This window comes from Marinobacter sp. LQ44 (genome assembly GCF_001447155.2).
GTDB lineage: Bacteria > Pseudomonadota > Gammaproteobacteria > Pseudomonadales > Oleiphilaceae > Marinobacter.
In genome coordinates, this window is the sequence record NZ_CP014754.1 from 2703965 (window position 1) to 2723049 (window position 19085).

The 19085-nt window shown below is 58.9% G+C and carries 14 protein-coding genes; 6 read left to right on the forward strand and 8 right to left on the reverse strand.

Annotation, left to right across the window (positions count from 1 at the left end; genetic code table 11):
• Nucleotides 1–92: 92 nt before the first annotated feature.
• Together ASQ50_RS12400 and ASQ50_RS12405 are read left to right on the forward strand one after the other, a co-directional pair.
• Complete coding sequence (locus ASQ50_RS12400; RefSeq protein WP_058091545.1) at nucleotides 93–704, forward strand: Yip1 family protein; 612 nt, start codon at nucleotides 93–95, stop codon at nucleotides 702–704.
• A 218-nt stretch (nucleotides 705–922) separates the two neighbouring features.
• Nucleotides 923–2665 (forward strand): alkaline phosphatase D family protein, encoded by a 1743-nt coding sequence (locus ASQ50_RS12405; protein WP_058091544.1) that lies wholly within the window; start codon nucleotides 923–925, stop codon nucleotides 2663–2665.
• Between the two features lie 38 nt (nucleotides 2666–2703).
• On the opposite strand, the gene ASQ50_RS12410 is transcribed toward ASQ50_RS12405, so the two are convergent.
• A complete protein-coding gene (locus tag ASQ50_RS12410) occupies nucleotides 2704–5469 on the reverse strand; it encodes a cation-transporting P-type ATPase (protein WP_058091543.1) in 2766 nt (921 codons plus the stop codon).
• A gap of 19 nt (nucleotides 5470–5488) precedes the next feature.
• Nucleotides 5489–7909 carry a xylulose 5-phosphate 3-epimerase gene (locus ASQ50_RS12415; RefSeq protein WP_058091542.1) on the reverse strand — a complete coding sequence of 807 codons (2421 nt, stop codon included), beginning with the start codon at nucleotides 7907–7909 and terminating at the stop codon, nucleotides 5489–5491.
• A gap of 194 nt (nucleotides 7910–8103) precedes the next feature.
• Here ASQ50_RS12415 and ASQ50_RS12420 point away from each other — a divergent pair, with 194 nt between their 5' ends.
• On the forward strand, nucleotides 8104–8394 hold the full coding sequence (locus tag ASQ50_RS12420; protein WP_058091541.1) for a type VI secretion system PAAR protein: 291 nt from the start codon (nucleotides 8104–8106) through the stop codon (nucleotides 8392–8394).
• Here the strand turns inward: ASQ50_RS12420 and ASQ50_RS12425 are convergent.
• Nucleotides 8381–10993 carry an EAL domain-containing protein gene (locus tag ASQ50_RS12425; protein ID WP_058091540.1) on the reverse strand — a complete coding sequence of 871 codons (2613 nt, stop codon included), beginning with the start codon at nucleotides 10991–10993 and terminating at the stop codon, nucleotides 8381–8383. The genes ASQ50_RS12420 and ASQ50_RS12425 overlap by 14 nt on opposite strands.
• Nucleotides 10994–11218: 225 nt before the next feature.
• Here ASQ50_RS12425 and pbpG point away from each other — a divergent pair, with 225 nt between their 5' ends.
• Together pbpG and ASQ50_RS12435 are read left to right on the forward strand one after the other, a co-directional pair.
• Entirely contained in the window at nucleotides 11219–12151 is a 933-nt protein-coding gene (gene pbpG, locus ASQ50_RS12430) for a D-alanyl-D-alanine endopeptidase (RefSeq protein ID WP_227513158.1), read from the forward strand.
• Between the two features lie 16 nt (nucleotides 12152–12167).
• On the forward strand, nucleotides 12168–12656 hold the full coding sequence (locus ASQ50_RS12435; protein WP_058091539.1) for an asparaginase domain-containing protein: 489 nt from the start codon (nucleotides 12168–12170) through the stop codon (nucleotides 12654–12656).
• On the opposite strand, the gene ASQ50_RS12440 is transcribed toward ASQ50_RS12435, so the two are convergent.
• The 4 genes from ASQ50_RS12440 to ASQ50_RS12455 all read right to left on the reverse strand — a co-directional run bounded on the left by ASQ50_RS12440 (nucleotide 12653) and on the right by ASQ50_RS12455 (nucleotide 16528).
• Nucleotides 12653–13354, reverse strand: a complete 702-nt coding sequence (locus ASQ50_RS12440; RefSeq protein ID WP_058091538.1) for a pseudouridine synthase — start codon at nucleotides 13352–13354, stop codon at nucleotides 12653–12655. The genes ASQ50_RS12435 and ASQ50_RS12440 overlap by 4 nt on opposite strands.
• Nucleotides 13354–14382 (reverse strand): metal-dependent hydrolase, encoded by a 1029-nt coding sequence (locus tag ASQ50_RS12445; protein ID WP_058091537.1) that lies wholly within the window; start codon nucleotides 14380–14382, stop codon nucleotides 13354–13356. The genes ASQ50_RS12440 and ASQ50_RS12445 overlap by 1 nt, the downstream gene beginning before the upstream one ends.
• 113 nt (nucleotides 14383–14495) lie before the next feature.
• Complete coding sequence (locus ASQ50_RS12450) at nucleotides 14496–15233, reverse strand: THxN family PEP-CTERM protein (protein ID WP_058091536.1); 738 nt, start codon at nucleotides 15231–15233, stop codon at nucleotides 14496–14498.
• Between the two features lie 158 nt (nucleotides 15234–15391).
• Entirely contained in the window at nucleotides 15392–16528 is a 1137-nt protein-coding gene (locus ASQ50_RS12455) for a lytic murein transglycosylase (protein WP_412535739.1), read from the reverse strand.
• Between the two features lie 313 nt (nucleotides 16529–16841).
• Here ASQ50_RS12455 and ASQ50_RS12460 point away from each other — a divergent pair, with 313 nt between their 5' ends.
• Nucleotides 16842–17735 (forward strand): response regulator, encoded by an 894-nt coding sequence (locus ASQ50_RS12460; protein WP_058091534.1) that lies wholly within the window; start codon nucleotides 16842–16844, stop codon nucleotides 17733–17735.
• Nucleotides 17736–17756: 21 nt separating this feature from the next.
• Here the strand turns inward: ASQ50_RS12460 and phoR are convergent, their stop codons facing one another.
• Complete coding sequence (gene phoR / locus ASQ50_RS12465; protein WP_058091533.1) at nucleotides 17757–19076, reverse strand: phosphate regulon sensor histidine kinase PhoR; 1320 nt, start codon at nucleotides 19074–19076, stop codon at nucleotides 17757–17759.
• Between the last annotated feature and the right edge of the window lie 9 nt (nucleotides 19077–19085).

Genomic DNA, 19085 nt, shown 5'->3' on the forward strand with positions numbered 1-19085 from the left:
CTATAGTTAAGAACAGGAACGGTGATAAGTCTGAACTCGTTCAGGCACCGTATCCACCCATACCAATAACATCAATAACGAGGGGGTGGTCTATGCTCCTGTCACACGCGTTTGGTCTGTTTACCCACCCGGACCAAGAGTGGGCATCCATAAAGAAAGAACACGAACATCCAACCCGGCTGTATGTTGCCTATGTGGTTATTCTGGGAGCTATCGCGCCGATCTGTGCTTACATCTCAACCGCGCATTTCGGCTGGTCCGTCGGCAATGAGCGATTGATCAAGCTGACGGAAATCAGTGCGTTGCAGCTGAGCGTCCTGACATACATTGCCATGCTGGTGGGCGTCTTTGCCCTGGGCTACGCCATTAACTGGATGGCAAAAACCTACGGTGCCAAAGAGGAACACGTACCTTCTAACGGTATTGCCCTGGCGGCTTATTCCTGCACTCCGCTGTTCCTGGCTGGCTTTGCGCTGTTGTACCCGGTGCCATGGTTCAACGCGGCTGTGTTTCTGGCGGCAGCCTGTTACGGTGCCTGGCTGATGTATGACGGCCTGCCCATCGTGATGGGGATCGAGAAAGAGCGTGCGGTCATGTACGGCGGGGCCCTGCTGACCGTTGCCCTGGTGATTCTCGTTTCTACTCGTGTTGGCTCGGTCATTCTCTGGAACTTCGGTGTCGGCCCGGTGTTTGTCAGCGGGTAGTCGTAACCTGCCAATCATCTGCCATCAAAGGGGAGCTTCGGCTCCTCTTTTTTTGTGACCTGGTGCCTGCCTTCCCCTAGTTGTCGGCATTTGCCACAGGGATGTCGCAATCCGGCAACGCGGTTTTCATCTGAGCAGTCTAGCGTTTGGTCTGCGGTCGCGAATCGGGCGGCCGCCCACAACAGGACAAGCTCAGAATGAATAATAAGGGGAACAGAATGGCACGGTTAACACGCAGGGATTTTCTGAAAGCCTCGGCCTTGGGGATGGGAGCAGTAGTTGTCTCAACCGGATTGGCGGGTTGTGTGTTCGACAGCAGCGATAAGCGCAGCGTTGAGTTCACCCATGGTGTCGCCAGTGGCGACCCGTTGCAGGATAGCGTCATACTCTGGACGCGCGCGGTGCCGGATAGGGCGACCTCGGTAGAGGTGGGCTGGGAAATTGCCAGGGACGCCGAGTTTGATGAGATCGTACACTCCGGCACCGCCGAGGCCAGCGCAGAGCATGATTACACGGTGAAGGTGGATGCCCGGGGCCTATCCGATGGCCAGCGCTACTTCTATCGTTTCCGCTCCGCCAACAGCACATCGCCTGTTGGCACTACCCGAACCCTCCCTGAGGGCAGCATTGATCAAGTGAAGCTGGCTGTTGTCTCGTGCTCCAACTATCCGGCGGGCTATTTCAATGTCTATCGGGAGATTGCCACCCGACAGGATCTGGACGCCCTGGTTCATTTGGGAGACTACATCTACGAATACAGCAGTGAGGCCGACAGCTACGCAGCAGCAGATGCCGAGGCATTGGGGCGCACCTTCCCGGAGGCCAATAATCTGGAGTTGATTACTCTGCAGGATTACCGCCAACGCTACGGCATCTATCGCAAGGACGATGACCTTCAGGAATTGCACCGCGTTATGCCGTTCATCGTGGTATGGGACGACCATGAGGTCACCAACGACACCTGGCGCGAGGGTGCAGAGAACCACAATCCGGAGCTGGGAGAAGGCGATTTCGGCGAACGCAGGATTGCCGCCCTGCGGGCCTTCTTTGAGTGGATGCCGATCCGCCCGGTAATAGAGGGTAGTAACGAAACTATCTATCGGAGTTTCCGGTTTGGTGACCTGGTTGATCTGCATATGCTGGATACCCGCATTATTGGCCGTGACCAGCAGCTGGATTACATGAACTACCTCGGGGAGGGTGGCCTGGATGTAGATGCTTTCCGGGCGGCAGTAGGGGATCCGAACCGCACCCTTTTGGGCGCCGAACAGCGTTTGTGGTTGCAGTCGGCACTTGCGCAGGGCACGGCTACCTGGCAGGTGCTTGGCCAGCAGGTGCTGATGGGGCGCATGAACCTGCCCGCCGAGCTGCTGATGGCCATTGCGACACAGAATCTGGAAAACCTGCCGGCATCACTGGCCGAACTGGCAACGCTGAAAGCCCGGGCGCTGCAGGATGATCCCACACTTACCGAACAGGAGCTGGCGCGGCTTGAACTGGCAGTACCCTATAACCTGGATGCCTGGGACGGCTACCAGTACGAACGGGAAGTGGTTCTCGCCACCGCCCGGCAGCTGGACAGGAACCTGGTGGTGCTGGCCGGTGATACCCATAATGCCTGGGCCAACAACCTCCGGGATGTGGAAGGGCGACAGATAGGCGTGGAGTTTGCCACGGCCTCGGTGACCTCGCCTGGGCTTGAGGGATATCTGGGACTGCCGGCAGAGATGATTCCGCAAGCCGAACAAGGCATCGGGCTGCTGGTTGATGATCTGGACTACCTCGACATTAGCCAGAGGGGATATATGCTGGTGACGTTTACCCCGACAGAGGCGCGTTCAGAATGGCATTTTCTGGATACCGTGAAAAGCCGGAGCTATGAGAGCCTCAGTCAGGCCACGATCTCTCTGCGCACATTGCCTGGTTCCGAGGGGCGCCGCCTGGAGCAACCGGCAGGGTGATGTCACCAAGGGCCCGGGCAATGCCCGGGTCAGTTTAATCACGGTTGTCGCTCGCGCCCGAGGCCCGAGGAAAGGCGGGCGATAATCCACTTCTCCAGCTCTACCACCAAGAGCAGAAAAATCCCGAACGTCAGGCTCAGTAACAGGTTAGTTGCACCGGGCCCCGTGGTGCCAAACAGCAACTGTAAGGGCGGCGCATAGGCAAAGGCGGCTTGCAAAATCACCAGAATGCCGATGGCGATCCAGATAGGACGACTGCCAAACAGGCCGCGCCAGTTGAGCACCGAGGAATACAGGTGGCGCACATTGAACAGGTAGAAAATCTGCCCGGCTACAAGCGTCATGATGGCTGCCGTACGGGCCAGTTCAAGGTCCGCTCCCAGGCCGGTGAGCCAGTAGAAATGACCGAAAGTGCCTGCCCACAGCAATAGCCCGACAAACGGTATGCGCCATAGAAACCCACCGGACATCAGGGCCTGGCGAGAACTGCGGGGAGGGCGCGCCATGGTGCCGGGTTCGGTGGGTTCAAAGGCCAGAGCCATGGCCAGCGTGACAGCCGTCACCATATTGACCCAGAGTACCTGAACCGGAGTCAGTGGTAATGGCATCGCAAGCAGGACCGCCATGAAAATGGTCAGTCCCTGGCCCGCGTTGGTCGGCAACAGGTAAAGAATGGCTTTGCGAATATTGTCGTAAACCGTTCTGCCTTGTTCCACGGCGCGGGCGATGGTGGCGAAGTTGTCATCGGCAAGCACCATCTCGGAGGCCTCTTTGGCAGCTTCGGTGCCTTTCTTGCCCATAGCTACACCGACATCGGCCTGTTTCAGCGCTGGTGCGTCGTTTACGCCATCACCGGTCATGGCCACGACATCTTCATGGGCCTGGAGCGCACGGACCAGCCGCAGTTTGTGCTCCGGACTGGTGCGGGCAAAAATGGTTACCCGGGAAACGGCTTCGACCAGTTCTTGCTCCGATAGGGCCTCAAGCTGCTGCCCCGTCATTGCCGGTTCCTCCCCGGCGATTCCGAGTTGGCGGCCGATAGCCTGCGCGGTGCCACTGTGGTCGCCGGTGATCATCACGACCCGGATTCCCGCTGCCTGACACTGTGACACCGCCTCAATGGCTTCCTGCCTTGGGGGATCCATGATGCCGTACAAGCCCAGCAGTACAAGGTCAGACTCGACTTCGTGCCATTCCAGATGAGTCAGGTCACCTGGCACTTTTCGGCAGGCCACCGCCAGAACTCGCTGGCCTTCATCGGCGATAGCCTGCATCCGATCATGCCAGTAATCGTTGTCCAGTGGCTCCGGTTCAGTGGTGCCCATTTGTGTGGAGCACCTTTCCAGAACTCGTTCGGGTGCGCCTTTTAGAAAGATCCAGTTTCCCGTTCCATGTTCGTCGTCCCTGTTCAGGGTGGCCATGAACTTATGCTCTGAGGCAAACGGTATGCGATCCAGTTGGTGCCAACGATGGTTCAGGTCGTCAGGGTTCAGCCCTGCCTTGCGCGCGACTGCCACCAGAGCGCCTTCTGTCGGTTCTCCATTGAGTATCCAGTCGCCGGCCCTTTCTGAAATTTCGGCATCATTACAAAGAAGTCCTGCCCGTAACATCTGGATCACGGTCAGGTCGTCGTTTGGATCGAACGGCTTGCCGGATTCCTCAAATTCCCCGACGGGTTCGTAACCGACACCGCTGACGGTCAGGCTCCGGTGAGCCATTTCTACCGTCTCGACTTTCATCTCATTGCGGGTCAGCGTGCCGGTTTTGTCCGAGCAGATTGTGGTTACGGCACCGAGGGTTTCGACCGCGGGCAATCGTCGGATGATCGCGTTTCGGCGCGCCATTTCCTGCACGCCAATGGCAAGCGTGATGGTGAGGATAGCTGGCATCCCCTCTGGAATGGCCGCTACGGCCAGGCTGGCCGCCGCAAGGAACATCTCTGCGAGCTCGGTTTGGCGAACCCAGTAGCCGATAGCAAACGTCAGGGCTGATACCATCACGATCACAGCACTCAACCATCGTCCGAAGATGGCGACCTGGCGCAGCAAGGGTGTTGTGACAGCTTCTACCGACGCCATCAGCTCACTTATGCGGCCAATCTCTGTTTGCTGGCCGGTGCCCACCACAACGCCGTAGCCATTGCCGAAGGTGACCAGTGTGCTGGAGTAAGCCATATTCGCCCGATCCCCGAGGGGCAGTTTTTCCTCCAGTTCAGCCTCCTCTTTATCTGACGCTTCGGATTCACCGGTCAGGGCTGCTTCTTCGATTCTCAGGTCGGCACTTTCGATCAGGCGAATGTCCGCCGGTACACGATCGCCGGCCTTGAGTCTGACAATGTCGCCAGGCACAAGCATTTCGGCGGCAACTTCCTGGCGCTTGCCGTCACGAATGACCTGGGCGGTCGGTGATAACATGTTACGAATGGCGCCGAGGGCGCGCTCGGCTTTGCCTTCCTGGAAGAAACCGACCAGGGCATTGATCAGAACGACACCGAGAATGACACCGGTATCCACCCAGTGCCCAAGCAAGGCTGTTCCGACCGCAGCCAGAATCAGGATGTAGATCAGAATGTTGTGAAACTGACGTAAGAAGCGGATGAGTGGGCCAGGGCCATCGACCGCAGGCAGCCGGTTATAGCCATAACTGGCAAGGCGTTGGCTGGCCTCGGACTCCGCAAGGCCGCGATGATCGGTTTCAAGGGCGATCAGGGCCTCTTCAGACCCGATGCTATGCCAGGGACGATTCAAGTCAGTGGTGTGGCCTGGTGCTCCTGCCGATGATGGCTGAGTCGGAACTTCGCTCATGTGGGGTCCCTCCGGGTGCTCAGGGCAAGCCCCGGGTTATCACCGAAGGATCTCCGCGACCTTCCACGGCTGCCAGCTCTGCGCTGGACAGCCACTCGCCCGGTGGTTTGTCCATGACGTCGGCACAGGCCGCCAGGGCGTGGCCCCAGGAACACTGGTTGGCGAACAGCATGCCGGCTTCGTTCAGGGTGCCACCGCGGTTGATGTATCCCAATACCCGTGAATGGGCGGGCTGGGGGAACAGAGTGTGCAGGTGTCCCCGGAACACTTCCGGGCGCATGTGGGTGAGTGCCACTCGCCGCTGCATCCGGTGCGGGAACAGCCGTTCCCGCTCGAACTCGGTCAGGCAGGCGGCCGCTTCGAGGGGATCCCGGGGCTGGCGGAACCGGCCCGGTTCCTGCAAGTAGACCAGACGGAACGGCGTTCCGGTTTCCCGCAAACGTTCGCAGGCGCGAATGGCCTCTGATAGTTGATAGGCACCATTGGCAATCAGCAGCAGGGGCTCCTCACCGGCAGAGGTGTCTTCGTCGACCACCAAGGCGCCGTGCCTTGCCAGGCGCTCAGCCTCGTGAGCATTGAACACACAGGGCCGGTCACGCTTCGGGATAACCATGCAGCTGATTCTCCCGCGTTCGGTGAATACCGACGGCAGAACCGCGAGGGTGCTGTTGTAGTCGGCAGGGAAAAGCACCCGGGATACATCGCTCATCTCGCCAAGCAAAGCCTCACAGAACGTAGTGTCCTGATGGGACTGCTCGTTCTTGCCGTTTTCCCAGGTGTGGGAGGTGGCTATGATCGGGAAGCCAAGCCAGCGCGCGGGCCGGCCCACCTCTTTCTGATGCCTGGCAAAGATCAGCTCCTGCCGCACCGCCCCGAGCATTTTTACGCAGAAGGCCTCATAACTGGCAACCAGATTCAGGCCGGCTTTGTTGGCCAGGCAGGCAGAGACCACGGCCTCCTCGTTAAGGGCGGTGATGATATGGCCGTGAATGGATTCGTCATCGCTTTCCGGGTCGTTCACTCGATGCCTGAGGTCTTTGAGAACACCCGTCAGCCGATTACTCGCCAGTTCATCCGGATTGCCCACCCTGGGCCGAAGATCCGGATTGCTCCTGGTCAGTGCCCGGAAGAAGGCATCCACGGCCGTCATCGGTGATGACTTGTCCTGACTGTATGGCAATACCGGAACCTGGGGTTCACGTGGGTTGCGCAGTGCCAGGGGGTGATCCCGCTCAAGGGGGCGTTGTTGCTGGCGATGCTCGTTCAGCGCAGCAACGGCCCACTCAAGTTCTTCCGGAGGTACCCACAGGGGCTGGATGTGCTCGTTGAACAGGTCCCGGGCCCGGGTGTCCAGCCGCGGGTTGCCCGGCAGGGGCAGGTTGTGGGCAGAATTTTGACCGGCACCGTAGAATCCGAAACCCTTGGTGGTTTCGGCGATACCGTATGGGATGCGGACGGGGTAGCTGGCTTCACCACGGCTGGCGGCGTTGCCATGGGCCGCCAGTGTCCGCTCCATATCAAACAGGGTGCAAACAAATGCCGCAGGGTCTTTGCCATCGAAACGTGCCGGCTCAAATCCGTGTGCCTCAAGCAGTTCGGCGAAGCGTTCCAGCCCTTCCCGGGTGCCCAGCTCGGTGCGCTGTTCAATTCTTCGGCCATTGGCAATCATGATCGGCAGAACCTGCCCGCAATCGTCCGCCCGCCACCAGCGCGGAATCCAGTCGCTTCCTCTTTGTTCCTCTGCGGCGCCGTCCGAGAGGAAGGCCACCAGTGATTCGCCCGGCAGCGGCATGTGGGCATACTGCAGTTCGGCGAAGCCCAGGTAGCCGCCCTCCAGGATGCCCCCGGCGGTGTGCGGATTGACGTGACTGCCCAGGGGGGAGGCCATGGTGCCGTCGGGCTTCTGGCGGTAGCTGTAAAAATCCGAGGCAAGCCGCGACAAACCGTCCGGTGCCAGGTAGCGGGCCCGCTGTTCCGGATGCAGGTTACCCGTCAACACGTTGAGGGCGTCGACGGCGGCAACGCAATGGCCCTGGCCCATCAGCCAGCTCCGGGTTTGACCGGTCAGGTTGTTCAAGGCCAGGTAAGCAGCGTAGGCAGGCACCATATTGAGGGCGCCACCGGTATGGCCTTCGGGTGATGCTTTGAAATCCTGTGCAGCCAGTGGTGCCCCGGAGATGTCCACCCGGTTGCAGTAGGTCATGTGCACCACCAGCCAGAGCCCTGCGCTGGTGAGACGGTCCAGGTAGGCCAGTTTCTGGTAGACGGTATCGGTATCGGGCTGGAGGCCGTTCGCCACCAGTTTTTGGGCCAGAGCCTGAACCCTGGCTTCGGTGTCTTCCGAGTGGCGGATAACCCCATAGCCCTGCTGCCAGCGTTGGTAGGCTGCACTGTTGTATGCAGGAGCCGGCGATGGAGCTTGTACGTTGGGCGATGGCATGGTGCGGCCTCCATGGCTTTTGAGCTTGAGAGTGTTAAAGAAGTGTAAAACGCCCGGCCCGGGGATCCCTTGATTCAGGTCAGTCGTAATTGCATCTTTTCGGAAGCGTCACAAAGCCACGAGCGATGGGTTGGGTTATCGGTAGAAACGTTATAGGATGTTTCTTCCAAACTTGTCCTGAAAGGAATCAGACAATGAGCAAAGCTATCGTGCTGTTGGGAGATCTCGGTTCAGACCATCAGGGATTTCCGCCTACCCCGGTTCTCGCCGGTTCTCCGGATGTGCTTGTGGATGGCAAACCGGTTGCCCGCCTTGGCGACCCCCTGGCACCCCATTCCAAGCCCAAGCATTCCAACCACCCCAGAGTGATTGCCGAAGGGTCATCGTCGGTGATGATCAATGGCAAACCGGCTGCCATTACAGGTAGCGCTGTATCCTGCGGCGGGGTGACGATCGGCAGCGGCTCTGTGATTATCGGGGGCTGACCAGCGCTGCTCTGACCCTTTCGGGTCGTGCCCAGTAGTAGCCCTGGCCGTGCAGGCCGGGGAACTGCTGCAGCCACAGGGCAATGGCTTCATCTTCTACCCCTTCAACAACCACATCAAGGTCCAGCGCCTCGCCCAACTCCAGGGCTGCTCTCAGAATTTTCTGGCGGACCGGGTAAAGCAGTACGTCTTGCAGGAAACTGCGGTCAATCTTCAATTCATCCAGCGGGAAACTGGCCAGGTTGCCCAGGGATGAGTGCCCGGAACCGAAGTCGTCAAGGGCAATGCGGAACCCCATGCTACTGAGGGTGCGGATGGCGCGCCGGGCCACTTCCGGGTCGGCCATGGCGGCGGTTTCTGTGATTTCCAGAATGACCCGGTCCGGGCTGACCCCGTGCCGGCGGGTGATGGCGCCGGCTTCCTCATGGAACAATGGATGGGCAACGTCTTTGGCGGAGATGTTGACGGCAACACCGATGCTTTCCCCGTAGCGCTGCTGCAATGGGGCAAAATCCTGGCAGGCCTGGTCCAACACCCACAAGGTCACGGAGTGAATGATACCCACCTGTTCGGCCAGGGGAATCCAGTGATCCGGAGGAATTCGGCCGAACTCCGGATGTTGCCAGCGAATCAGCGCCTCAGCGGAACGCACCTTGCCATCCCGAATGCTCACCTTGGGCTGGTATTCCAGCCACATATCCCCACAGCGCAGGGCGTCTTCAACATCCAGCATCAGGATTTGCTGTTGGTACTGCCAGTCGGCAATGGCCGGGTCGTAGACCGCCATCGGGCGGGTTTCATCCAGTGATGCAAAACCGGCCGAGGAGAGCACACTGGCGGCATCGGTACCATGCTCAGGCGCATAGGCGACCCCCATCGATGCCGCCCAGGAGAACGAAAACCGCCCCTCGCGGAAATTCTCTGACAGCCAGTGACTGATGGTTTCCAGTAATTCGCGATCCTGTGCCGGATCACTGCCGCGATCCATGGCGAAGGCGTGGTTGACGGTGTCGAGTGTGGCGATGCCGTAGCCGTTGATCATGATCAACCGATCACCAAGGGTGCGCTTGAGGTAGCGGTTCAAACGGCGCAAGTATTGTTTGAGCAGGTCTTCGGCTGTCCGGTAGCCCAGGGCCTGTTCCAGTTCGTTGAATCGTGCCAGGCGGATGAGGCACAGGTTGTAAGGGGTTTGTTGGCAGTCGATGTTGCCCAGGGTTTCTTCCAGCATCGGTCGGTTCGGTTTGCCGGTGACCCGATGAGTTTTCAGTACCCGGTCGTAATCCCTTTCGATGCGGGCTCGCAGTTTCTGTTCCTCCTGCACCCGAATATCCGAGCTCAGGCGACGCTTGCGCTCTTCCAGCAGCAGGCGGCCAACACCGCTGGTCAGGATCAGCGATCCCGCGGCTGCCCCGAGAAAGAAGGCGGAATCGGTCAGCGGCGTGACCGGGAACCAGCCGATCGTCCTCAGTGAACTAATCACGGCGCCCAGCACAATGGCAAGCACCGACAATGCGTAATAGCGGGCGTAAACGTGTTTGCGCAGCTGGCTGAGGACCAGGGCCAGAATGAAGGCGCCACCGGCGGCGCTGATGATCAGAAAAACGTCCTGTCCCAGTAATGGCAGTGTTAACGGGGCGGCCAGCAAATGCAGCCCGGCTGCGATGCTGAAGCCCCGGAGAATTCTACGCCCCGTGCGGTGGATGGCCATGAAATGGGGGGTGAATTCGCACAGCGCGATCAGGCACAGGGACAGACTGACCGAGAGCAGTGAATTGAGCTCCGGCATGCCTGGCCAGAATAGCCAAAGCCCAAGCCCGTCCATAACCAACTGGCTGTAGATCACGCCAATCATCAGCACACTGAGCCAGGCAAGTCCGGGGCGCTTCAGTTTGGCGACGATGCTCAGGTTGAGCAAAAGGGCGAACACCAGCAATCCGGTAACAAACGATTTCCACGCGGTGCTGAAGGTGCCCTCGCTGACAACCTCATTGCCTCCGGCAACAGACAGCGGCAACATCACCGGGCCGCTGTTTCTCACCTCCATCAGCAACACCGTTTCGCCGGGCTGAAGGGTGACCGGCCAGATCCACTGGGGCAGGGCCACGTAGCGGTTATCAAACGGGTATTGGTCGCCCATTACCGGGAGCGTCTCGATGGTACCGTCCGGATGAATCAGCGCCGGCTGGAGGTGATCCAGATAGGGCGCCGGTACCACCAGTTGGCTGTTGACCGGTTCCTGTCCCTCGGTTGTCAGTGTCATCCGGAAGGTGGCGGGCATTCTCGGATAGCCGATGCCGGCACGGTCTATTGACAGTGGTTCCCAGGCCCCGGAGTGCCAGCGTTGCTGCTCCAGTACCTCGGCCAGTGGGGCGAGCAGGTAGTGGGACTGCGGGTGCAGTCTGACCTGAGCAGCGCTGCCGATGGTCGCCGTCAGGGTCTGTTCGGGAGTGGCGGACGGTACACTGAGGAGCGCAGCGGTTAGACCGTAGCCGGCGGCCAGGAACAGGATAAGAAAGGGAAACCAGCGGTTCAGTGATTGCAAAAAAGGCAGCCTGGTCAGCGGGGCGCGGCTGGTCTGGTTCGCGGGTTCGGAATCCATTCGGTGAACATCCTGGCAACGTGATCGGCTGAAATTACCTAAAATTACAACCGTTAACGAATTGTAACAATATGAATTTCAACAAATTTTAATGTATTTGATCGTATTTTGCATTTGCTGTTTAAAACGCATGATTAAAATGAGACCTGCGCAACAGATGGCTGGCGCTGGTATAGTAGGTGTTTCGGCGAGGCGACAGGATAAGGTTCGGGAGTGCAACGCAGTATGATGTTCATCAAGCGGTTATTCATTGTGCCGGTGCTGCTGGCGGTCATGTTTTTGCTGTCTGCAAGCCCGGCGCTGGCGACGGGTCAGGGGATGCCAGCACTGGCATCGGTCAATGCCGCCGCCGCCATTGCCGGAGAAGACGCGCTGTTGTTTGGTAAAAATGCTGATCGGCCGGTTCCGATTGCGTCAATCACCAAGCTGATGACCGCCCTGGTGGTTGTAGAATCCGGACAGGACATGAATGAATGGCTGACCTTCGAAGAGCGCCACGTGCCCGCAGCGGCCAATGCCTGGACCCGTATTCGGGTAGGCTCGCGATTGAAGCGCGGTGACGTGCTGAGAATTGCCCTGATGTCGTCGGAGAATTTTGCCGCCTACACCCTGGCGCGATCCTATCCCGATGGTTTCGACGGCTTTGTTGCCGCAATGAACGCCAAGGCCGCCGAACTGGGTATGGATAACACCCGGTTTGTTGATCCCACTGGTCTGTCTATCGAGAACGTATCGAGCGCCTCAGATCTGGTGCGTCTGGCCAATGCGGCACTGGCGTACCCGCTGATCGGCGAATACTCGACCACCGGCTATTACCGTGCTGAATTCAGGGGTCCCAGGTACAGCTTGTCGTTTGGAAACACCAATGCCTTGGTGCACCGCCAAAGCTGGGGGGTGGGGCTGAGCAAGACGGGTTACCTGACGGACGCCGGCCGGTGCCTGATCATGGTTTCGGACATGGACAGCAAGCCGGTGATTACGGTACTGCTGGATTCGTTGGGCACCCGATCGCCGATGGGCGATGCCGGCCGCATCAAACGCTGGCTGGCGAGTGGCGACCCCGGGTCTGTAGCCGCTGCGGCCAAACGCTACGAGCAGGAGAAAAACGCTGCCTTGGCGGCGACTGAGGGAAGCCAGACCGCGCGTATCAACCAATAACAGGGTTCAGGTGACGATGATCCAGATACTGACGACCGGCGGTACCATCGACAAGGTGTACTTTGACGCCAACAGCAAGTTTGAAATTGGTGAGAGCCTGCTCCCGGAGTTGCTCAGAGAATCCAATATTCATGAGGGCTATAGGATTCGCGAGCTGATGCGCAAGGACAGCCTGGAACTCACTGACGATGACCGGGCGACCATTCTGGAGGCTGTTCGAATCTCGGACTGCTCCAGAATCCTGATTACCCATGGTACCGATACCATGGCCCAAACCGCCCAGGTGCTGAAGCCGCTGGCGGATCGCACCATCGTGCTGACCGGTGCCATGCAGCCCGCCCGTATGCGCCGAACCGATGCCATCTTCAACATCGGTTTTGCCTGGGCGGCGACGCAGCTTCTGCCACCGGGAGTCTATATCGCCATGAACGGTGAGGTTTTTGAGGCCGGTGCAGTGCGCAAAAACCTCGAGGCCCAGAAATTCGAACGTATCGCCGCTGATTAATCGGGTTCGACCACAGACTGTATTTCCTGCGCGGTCAATGAGCGGTAGTGCCCGGGTGCCAGACCCGGATCGAGAACAATATCGCCAATCCTCTGCCGGTGCAGTGCCTTTACGTGGTTACCTACCGCTGCCAGCATGCGCTTTACCTGATGGTACTTGCCTTCCCGGATGGTCAGTTCGATCTCGGTGGCCGAGTGTTGCAGCACCCGGGCGGGTAGTGTCGGTTTGTGCTCGCCTTTCAGTTCAACACCTTGCTCAAGTGCCTGGCAGGCGTGTTTGTCCAGCGGTTCGGCCAGGGTGACCCGGTAGGTTTTCGGGCAAGCCCGGCGTGGTGACGTTATCTGATGAGACCATTGGCCGTCGCTGGTCAGAAGTAACAATCCGGTGGTGTCTTTGTCGAGCCGGCCAGCGATATGAACCTGTCGGGCCAGTTCAGGTGGCAGAAGATCAACAGCGGTAGGCTGGTTGCTGTCGTTGGTGGCACTGATAACCCCGGCCGGCTTGTTCATCATCAGGTACAGGCCACCGGGCAGGGCCAGCGCCTGGTTGTCCAATGTTACCTTTGCGTGCTCCGGAACCTGGCTGTTGGCACCCTTGGTCATTTTACCATCCACCGACACTCGCCCAGCTGAAATTGCTCGCTTGCTGTCCTTGCGGGAAAGCCCGCTGCTGTTGGCGACAAACTGATCCAGGCGCATCAGCAACCGTGTCCTTGCGGAGGTGCAGACAGGGTTGCCAGGCACAGCACCGGCGTTCGTCCTGTCAGTCTTGACCAGAGCAGCGGCAGGGCGTCCCGGTTAACCGATGGCCGCGGCAGGCGGCCGCTGGGGATGGGAGTAACACCGGATTCGGAGGTCTCCGCCAGAATGAAGGTAAAGGGGTGAGCACCGGGGATGCCCAGGCGAATGTCTGTGGCGGTGATCTGGTTGCCGGCTAGCCGGTAGTCCAGAAAGCCTCGGGTAAACCATTCAAGACGTCGGGCCTCCGGCAAGGAGGCAACCGATTGCGCCAGATCGGGCCGGCGGGGGAAATGCTCCAGATTCAGTTCATCGCTGCCATCGAGAAACCCGGTTACTATTTCAACCCTGTGTTCGTCAGTGATGGCAGTTACCCGCCATAAAATCGTGTTGAATGGCATCGGCTGAACCAGCAAGGATGCCTCGTTCATACCGACCTCCGCCAGAGCGGGTTGAACCCTGTCGGTGGTCCACTGCTGGGCAACCAGGGTCCAGCCCAGGTACAGGGTCGATAGCACCAGGCCGGTGGCAACGGCATTGGTTGCCGGGGGGCGAATCAGGAACACCAGGCAACCCGCCAACAAGGGCAGGGTATACAAAGGGTCAATGATAAAAATGCTGTTGAGGGCAACCGGGTCTCCCAGGGGCCAGAACAATTGGGTGCCATAGGTGGTAAAGGCATCCAGCAGCGGGTGAGTGACCAGAATCAAACCTACCAGGGCCAGCCACCGTTGATAGGAAAGCTGCGGTTTCCATCGCCACAAGCCCCAGGCAATCAGAAACGACAGCGGGATAAGGATAAACAGGGAATGGCTGAAGCCCCGGTGCTGGGTGAAATTGGCCACAGCGCTGCCGTAGTCGATGACCACGTCCAGGTCAGGCAGGGTGCCCAGCAATGCGCCGGTGAGCAGGGCAGAGCGACCGAGTGTCTTGCCGGCAACCGCACCGGCAATGGAGGCGCCGAGAGCGGCTTGGGTAATGGAATCCATGAATCTCCGCGACAATATCGTGAGGGATATGGCAGATATTATGCGCTGATTCCGGAATCAGATCACTGGTTGGGAGGAAAGACAGCGGCGGGCAGGCCGCCGGTGTGGGAGCATCAGACTTTACGGCGACGGGCCAGGCCAAGACCAGCCAGACCAAGGCCGAGTAAGGCGAGGGTGCCGGGCTCTGGCACGGAGCGAACGTTCAGTTTCGCCAGCAGGTTAACCGAGGTAGCCTTGCCTTCTGCGGTATAAATCTCATCAACGCCACCCTCAAAGCCCAGCAGGGTCAGCGAGTAGATGCTGGAGCCGAACTGGAACTCTGAACTTTCAATCATGTTGTCCAGGCGCACAATGTCATCAACGTCTTTGGTTGAACAACCGAAGATAAAGGACAGTGGGCCACAATAGACATTTGGCGTTTCGTTATGGGAAAACTGGAACGTGTAGGGGCCAGTGACATTGCCGTTATCCGGGGTTGTCGAGAAGGTTGCGTAAACATCCAGATCTACGGCAGTGATGCTGTCGCCGGTAATCCGGTTGTTGAAGTGGGTGAAGCTGCCAAGAACAAACGGGTCGCTGGAAGCAATGGTTTCAGGCAGGTTGGTGGCACCCTCAAACCCATACCCGCTTTGCGGCCCTTGTGAACATTCTTTCCACCAAAGTTTGCCGGAACAGGTAACCAGACCTTCACCCCAGCGCAAATTATCAGTTCCCACGCCCTGGATATTGCTGCCGCCAGTGGGGCTTCCCCAGGCACCGGATACGTTTTCCAGGTCAACCGGGAATGCTGCTGCTGTCGCCGCAAAGCCCATGGCTGCAGTTGCAACGAGTCCTTTCATCAATGTGTTCATGATCTTCACCTTGTTACCAGCTAATCAGTTTCTCCCGTTGGCTCCGGGAATCGCTGGAACATGTAGCCAGATCTGTGCCAGATGTATAACTGGCTGTTAATAAAGGATTAGTAGTCTGGCTAATGAAGAGTGTGTAAAAAAAGCCGACGCAATGGGCGTCAGCTTCCACTGGTCATGTTCAGTTTCTCGAGCAGGAGTTCCGACGGCATGCCGTCGGCAATCAGGCCCTGGGATTTCTGGAACTCGCGAATGGCCTTACGGGTGTTTGAGCCGAGGATGCCATCAGGGTTGCCGCTGGCAAAACCCTTGGTGTTGAGGTTCTCCTGAAGCTGGATGATCTGGTCACGGGACAGGGTGGGCTGATCTTCCGGCGGTGGATTCTGTAACCCGCCTGCGCCAGCAATTCGATCGGCCAGGTGGCCAACGGACACGGCATAGAACTCCGAACGGTTCCAGCCCATGATGACCCGGAAGTTGCTGTAAACCAGGAACGCCGGGCCCCGATGGCCGCTGGGCACCACCAGTGCCGCTTCAATTGGTTCGTTTGCCAGGGCGTTGCCAAAGGCATCTGTGATGCCCATACCACGCCATTCGGCCAATGGTAAACGGCGGCCATCGGACAGGCTGAAGTCAAAGTTGGCTGGCAGAAGGACCTCCCGGCCCCAGCGATACTCGCCGTCCCAGCCCATGGATTGGAGGAACTTACCCGCAGACATCATGGCATCCGGCAGGCTGTTCCAAAGGTCCCGGCGGCCGTCGCCATCGGCATCGACCGCATGTTGCAGGAACACAGTGGGCATGAACTGGACGTGGCCCATGGCGCCGGCCCAGGAGCCTTCCATCTGTTCCGCGGGAATGGCCCCTTCGTCAATGATTTTCAGGGCCGCAACGAACTGCTCGGTAAAAAAAGTGCTGCGGCGCTGGTCGCAGGCCAGGGTTGCCAGTGAGCTGGGCACCGGCATCTTGCCGAAGTAGCTGCCATAGTTAGTCTCAAGGCCCCAGAACGCCAGCAGGTAGGGCGCCGGGACTCCGGTTTCACGGGTAACCCGGTTGAGCAGATCCCGATGCGTTTCGAGTAACTCCCGGCCTTTGGTAATTCGGGACTCATTCACGCGGCGGTTGAGGTAATCGGCAAACGTGGTTGTAAACTCCGGTTGCCGGCGGTCGAGCTCAATCACGCGCTCAATATAGTTAACGTTGGCCAGCACGTCCCGGGCGGTAGCCTCGCTGACGCCGGCACCGACAGCCCTGGCCTCGAGGGTTTGTTTGCACTCGGCAAATTGCTCGTCGGTCATGACCGGTATGCTCTGGCCCTGAGCGCTAAAGGCCAGGGCCGATAGTGACAGGGCAGCCAGGGTACGGCGGATGTTCGGCCGTGTAATCAGATGAGCCACAGTAAACCTCTCGGGACGAAGGTAAGCGATCGATGTCGCCATGTTAGCCTGTTTTCCAGCCGGGAAAACACTGCATGAGGGCCTGGTGTGTGACAATTCTTTAATGCCTGATGGCATCTGTCGTGTTTGTCGTCTTTTTGTTGCGGGTGGGTCACGCTGAGCCCGTGATGTTCTATAGTTTACGGATGCACGCAAGCCCGGAGTGGATGGTTTTATGGCAACACTGAAAGCGCTGGTGGTGGACGACGCCAGTTTTGTGAGGGATCTGGTAAAACGCACCGTACGCCAGCGATTCCCGGTGATCGAGACTACCGATGCCCAGAATGGTCGCCGGGCCCAGTCGCTGATGTCCCGGAGCAATTTTGATCTGGTTCTGTGTGACTGGGAAATGCCCGAGATGTCCGGGCTGGAACTGCTGCAGTGGATGCGCCAGCAGCCTCAGTACGAGAAAGTGCCATTCATCATGATTACCAGCCGGGGCGATAAGGACCATGTGATTGAGGCGGTCAAGGAAGGGGTGTCCGAGTACCTGGGCAAGCCATTCAGTCCTGAGGGGTTGAGCAAGAAAATTATCAAGGTTATGGGGCGGCGCCTGAAAGACGCCATGGAGAAAGGCGGCAAATCCATGGAGGGGCCGGCGGATGCCTTCAAGGAATCAGCGGCGCTACTAACCCAGAAGCGGGATGCTCCTGAGCCTCGAAAAGAACCGGCCGCTGGTGCCGAGGAACAGGACAATCCGCTGTTGGCGGGAGGGCGTCGAGAAGCCACGTCCAGACCGGCCGCTCGCGGGCCCATGAGCCTGGCCTCGGTCAGGTTTTCCGACAGCACGCTGAAATCTGTGGTGAAAGATGTCAACTTGATGGAAGTTCGGGTGATTGCCAAGCGGGACCAGGAGTTTCCCGGCATCCTGGATCAGGCGGTGGTGGATATTGATATTGGCGACGGGCAGATGGCTCGCCTGAATGGCTATGTGCACCAGTTGCAGGCAGTCGACAAACGACAGGATACCGACTTTGTCAGCGTCACCATCCGGTTTGTCGACGAGGATCCGAAAAAACTGGAAGATCTGTCACGATTTGTGGCGCGATTCCGTGCAGGTAGCCGCTAGGTCGCCCTGGTGTCGGGCGAATCAGCGGTCGTTGGTTTCCGGAACCCGTTCCACCAGTCGTTCCCGGGGGAAGTGGCAAATGAATTCGCTGCCTTCGCCAACCTTACTGCGAATTTCGAGATTGCCGTCGTGGTTGATCAGTACATGCTTGACGATGGCCAGGCCCAGACCAGTCCCGCCGGTATCTTTGTGTCGGCTCGGGTCGGCCCGGTAAAAACGCTCGGTCAGTCGGGGAATATGAACCGGGTCAATACCGATGCCGGTGTCCTTTACCCGCAGGTGAGCGCCGTCCCGGTTGGTACTCCAGGAGACTTCAATGTTGCCGTTGGCCGGGGTGTATTTGACGGCATTGAAGATCAGGTTTGAAAAGGCGCTCCTTAGCTGACTCTCGTCGCCCCGTAACAGACGGTGGTCTGTGACCTCTACCAGAATTCTGTGATTTCTCTCGCCACTGAGCGCCCTGGCATCGTGGCAGATCTGCTCGATCAGCTGTTCGACATCGGTCAGGGCATCGTCGCTGGTGTGTTCCCCGGTCTCAATTTTTGACAGCAGGATCAAGTCGGTTATCAGGGCCTCCATGCGGGAGGACTGCGCCGCCATGGTGTTGATGGCCCGTCGCCACTTCGGGGGCAGTTCGTCACCGTGATCAACCAGGGTTTCCAGATATCCGCTGATGACGGTCAGCGGGGTACGCATTTCATGGGAGACGTTGCCGACAAAATCCCTGCGCATCTGTTCCAGTTGGTAAAGCCGGGTGACGTCCTTGGCGACGATCAGCCGGTCGTCATCGCCAAACAGGCTGATCTGGATCTGCAGGTGGATGTGGGGCCGGGCTGGTGAGTGGATTTCCAGTGGCTCCCGGTAATCCCGGGCGTCGAAGTAGGCTTTGAAGGTCGGGGTGCGAATCAGGTTGTGAATGTATTGCCCCTGGTCGGTGCTGCGCCGGAATCCGAGCAGGTATTCCGCCGAGCCGTTCCACCACTCCATGGCGCCCCGGGCGTCGGTCATGATGACCCCATCGCGCATGGCGTTGGTGGATTCCTGCACCCGGTTGATCCGGGCACGCAGCCGGTCCTGGGTTAGCAGGTGGCCCTGGTGAAGTTTGTGCAGGTTGTCAAAGATGTCACCCCAAAGGCCGATACTTTTGGGTGGCTCGCCGGTGGCGCTGGGGTTGGCCAGCCATTGGTAGAGGTGGCGTGCCTGGCCCAGCGTCCACAAGAGGTAGGCCATCAGTCCCGCAAGCAGGCCATACAATGGGTAGCCGAAATACCAGCCCACCAGGGTGGTGCCAGCAAGGCCGGCGATGATCAGCCGCAGATATCTTGACCAGTTGTGTTGCATCAAAGTCTG

Coding starts and splice junctions, on each gene's coding strand:
- pbpG (WP_227513158.1), top strand. CDS start 11,219: ATGATGTTCATCAAGCGGTTATTCATTGTGCCGGTGCTGCTGGCGGTC.
- ASQ50_RS12455 (WP_412535739.1), bottom strand. CDS start 16,528: ATGACCGACGAGCAATTTGCCGAGTGCAAACAAACCCTCGAGGCCAGG.
- phoR (WP_058091533.1), bottom strand. CDS start 19,076: ATGCAACACAACTGGTCAAGATATCTGCGGCTGATCATCGCCGGCCTT.
- ASQ50_RS12445 (WP_058091537.1), bottom strand. CDS start 14,382: ATGGATTCCATTACCCAAGCCGCTCTCGGCGCCTCCATTGCCGGTGCG.
- ASQ50_RS12450 (WP_058091536.1), bottom strand. CDS start 15,233: ATGAACACATTGATGAAAGGACTCGTTGCAACTGCAGCCATGGGCTTT.
- ASQ50_RS12400 (WP_058091545.1), top strand. CDS start 93: ATGCTCCTGTCACACGCGTTTGGTCTGTTTACCCACCCGGACCAAGAG.
- ASQ50_RS12420 (WP_058091541.1), top strand. CDS start 8,104: ATGAGCAAAGCTATCGTGCTGTTGGGAGATCTCGGTTCAGACCATCAG.
- ASQ50_RS12415 (WP_058091542.1), bottom strand. CDS start 7,909: ATGCCATCGCCCAACGTACAAGCTCCATCGCCGGCTCCTGCATACAAC.
- ASQ50_RS12435 (WP_058091539.1), top strand. CDS start 12,168: ATGATCCAGATACTGACGACCGGCGGTACCATCGACAAGGTGTACTTT.
- ASQ50_RS12425 (WP_058091540.1), bottom strand. CDS start 10,993: ATGGATTCCGAACCCGCGAACCAGACCAGCCGCGCCCCGCTGACCAGG.
- ASQ50_RS12405 (WP_058091544.1), top strand. CDS start 923: ATGGCACGGTTAACACGCAGGGATTTTCTGAAAGCCTCGGCCTTGGGG.
- ASQ50_RS12410 (WP_058091543.1), bottom strand. CDS start 5,469: ATGAGCGAAGTTCCGACTCAGCCATCATCGGCAGGAGCACCAGGCCAC.
- ASQ50_RS12460 (WP_058091534.1), top strand. CDS start 16,842: ATGGCAACACTGAAAGCGCTGGTGGTGGACGACGCCAGTTTTGTGAGG.
- ASQ50_RS12440 (WP_058091538.1), bottom strand. CDS start 13,354: ATGCGCCTGGATCAGTTTGTCGCCAACAGCAGCGGGCTTTCCCGCAAG.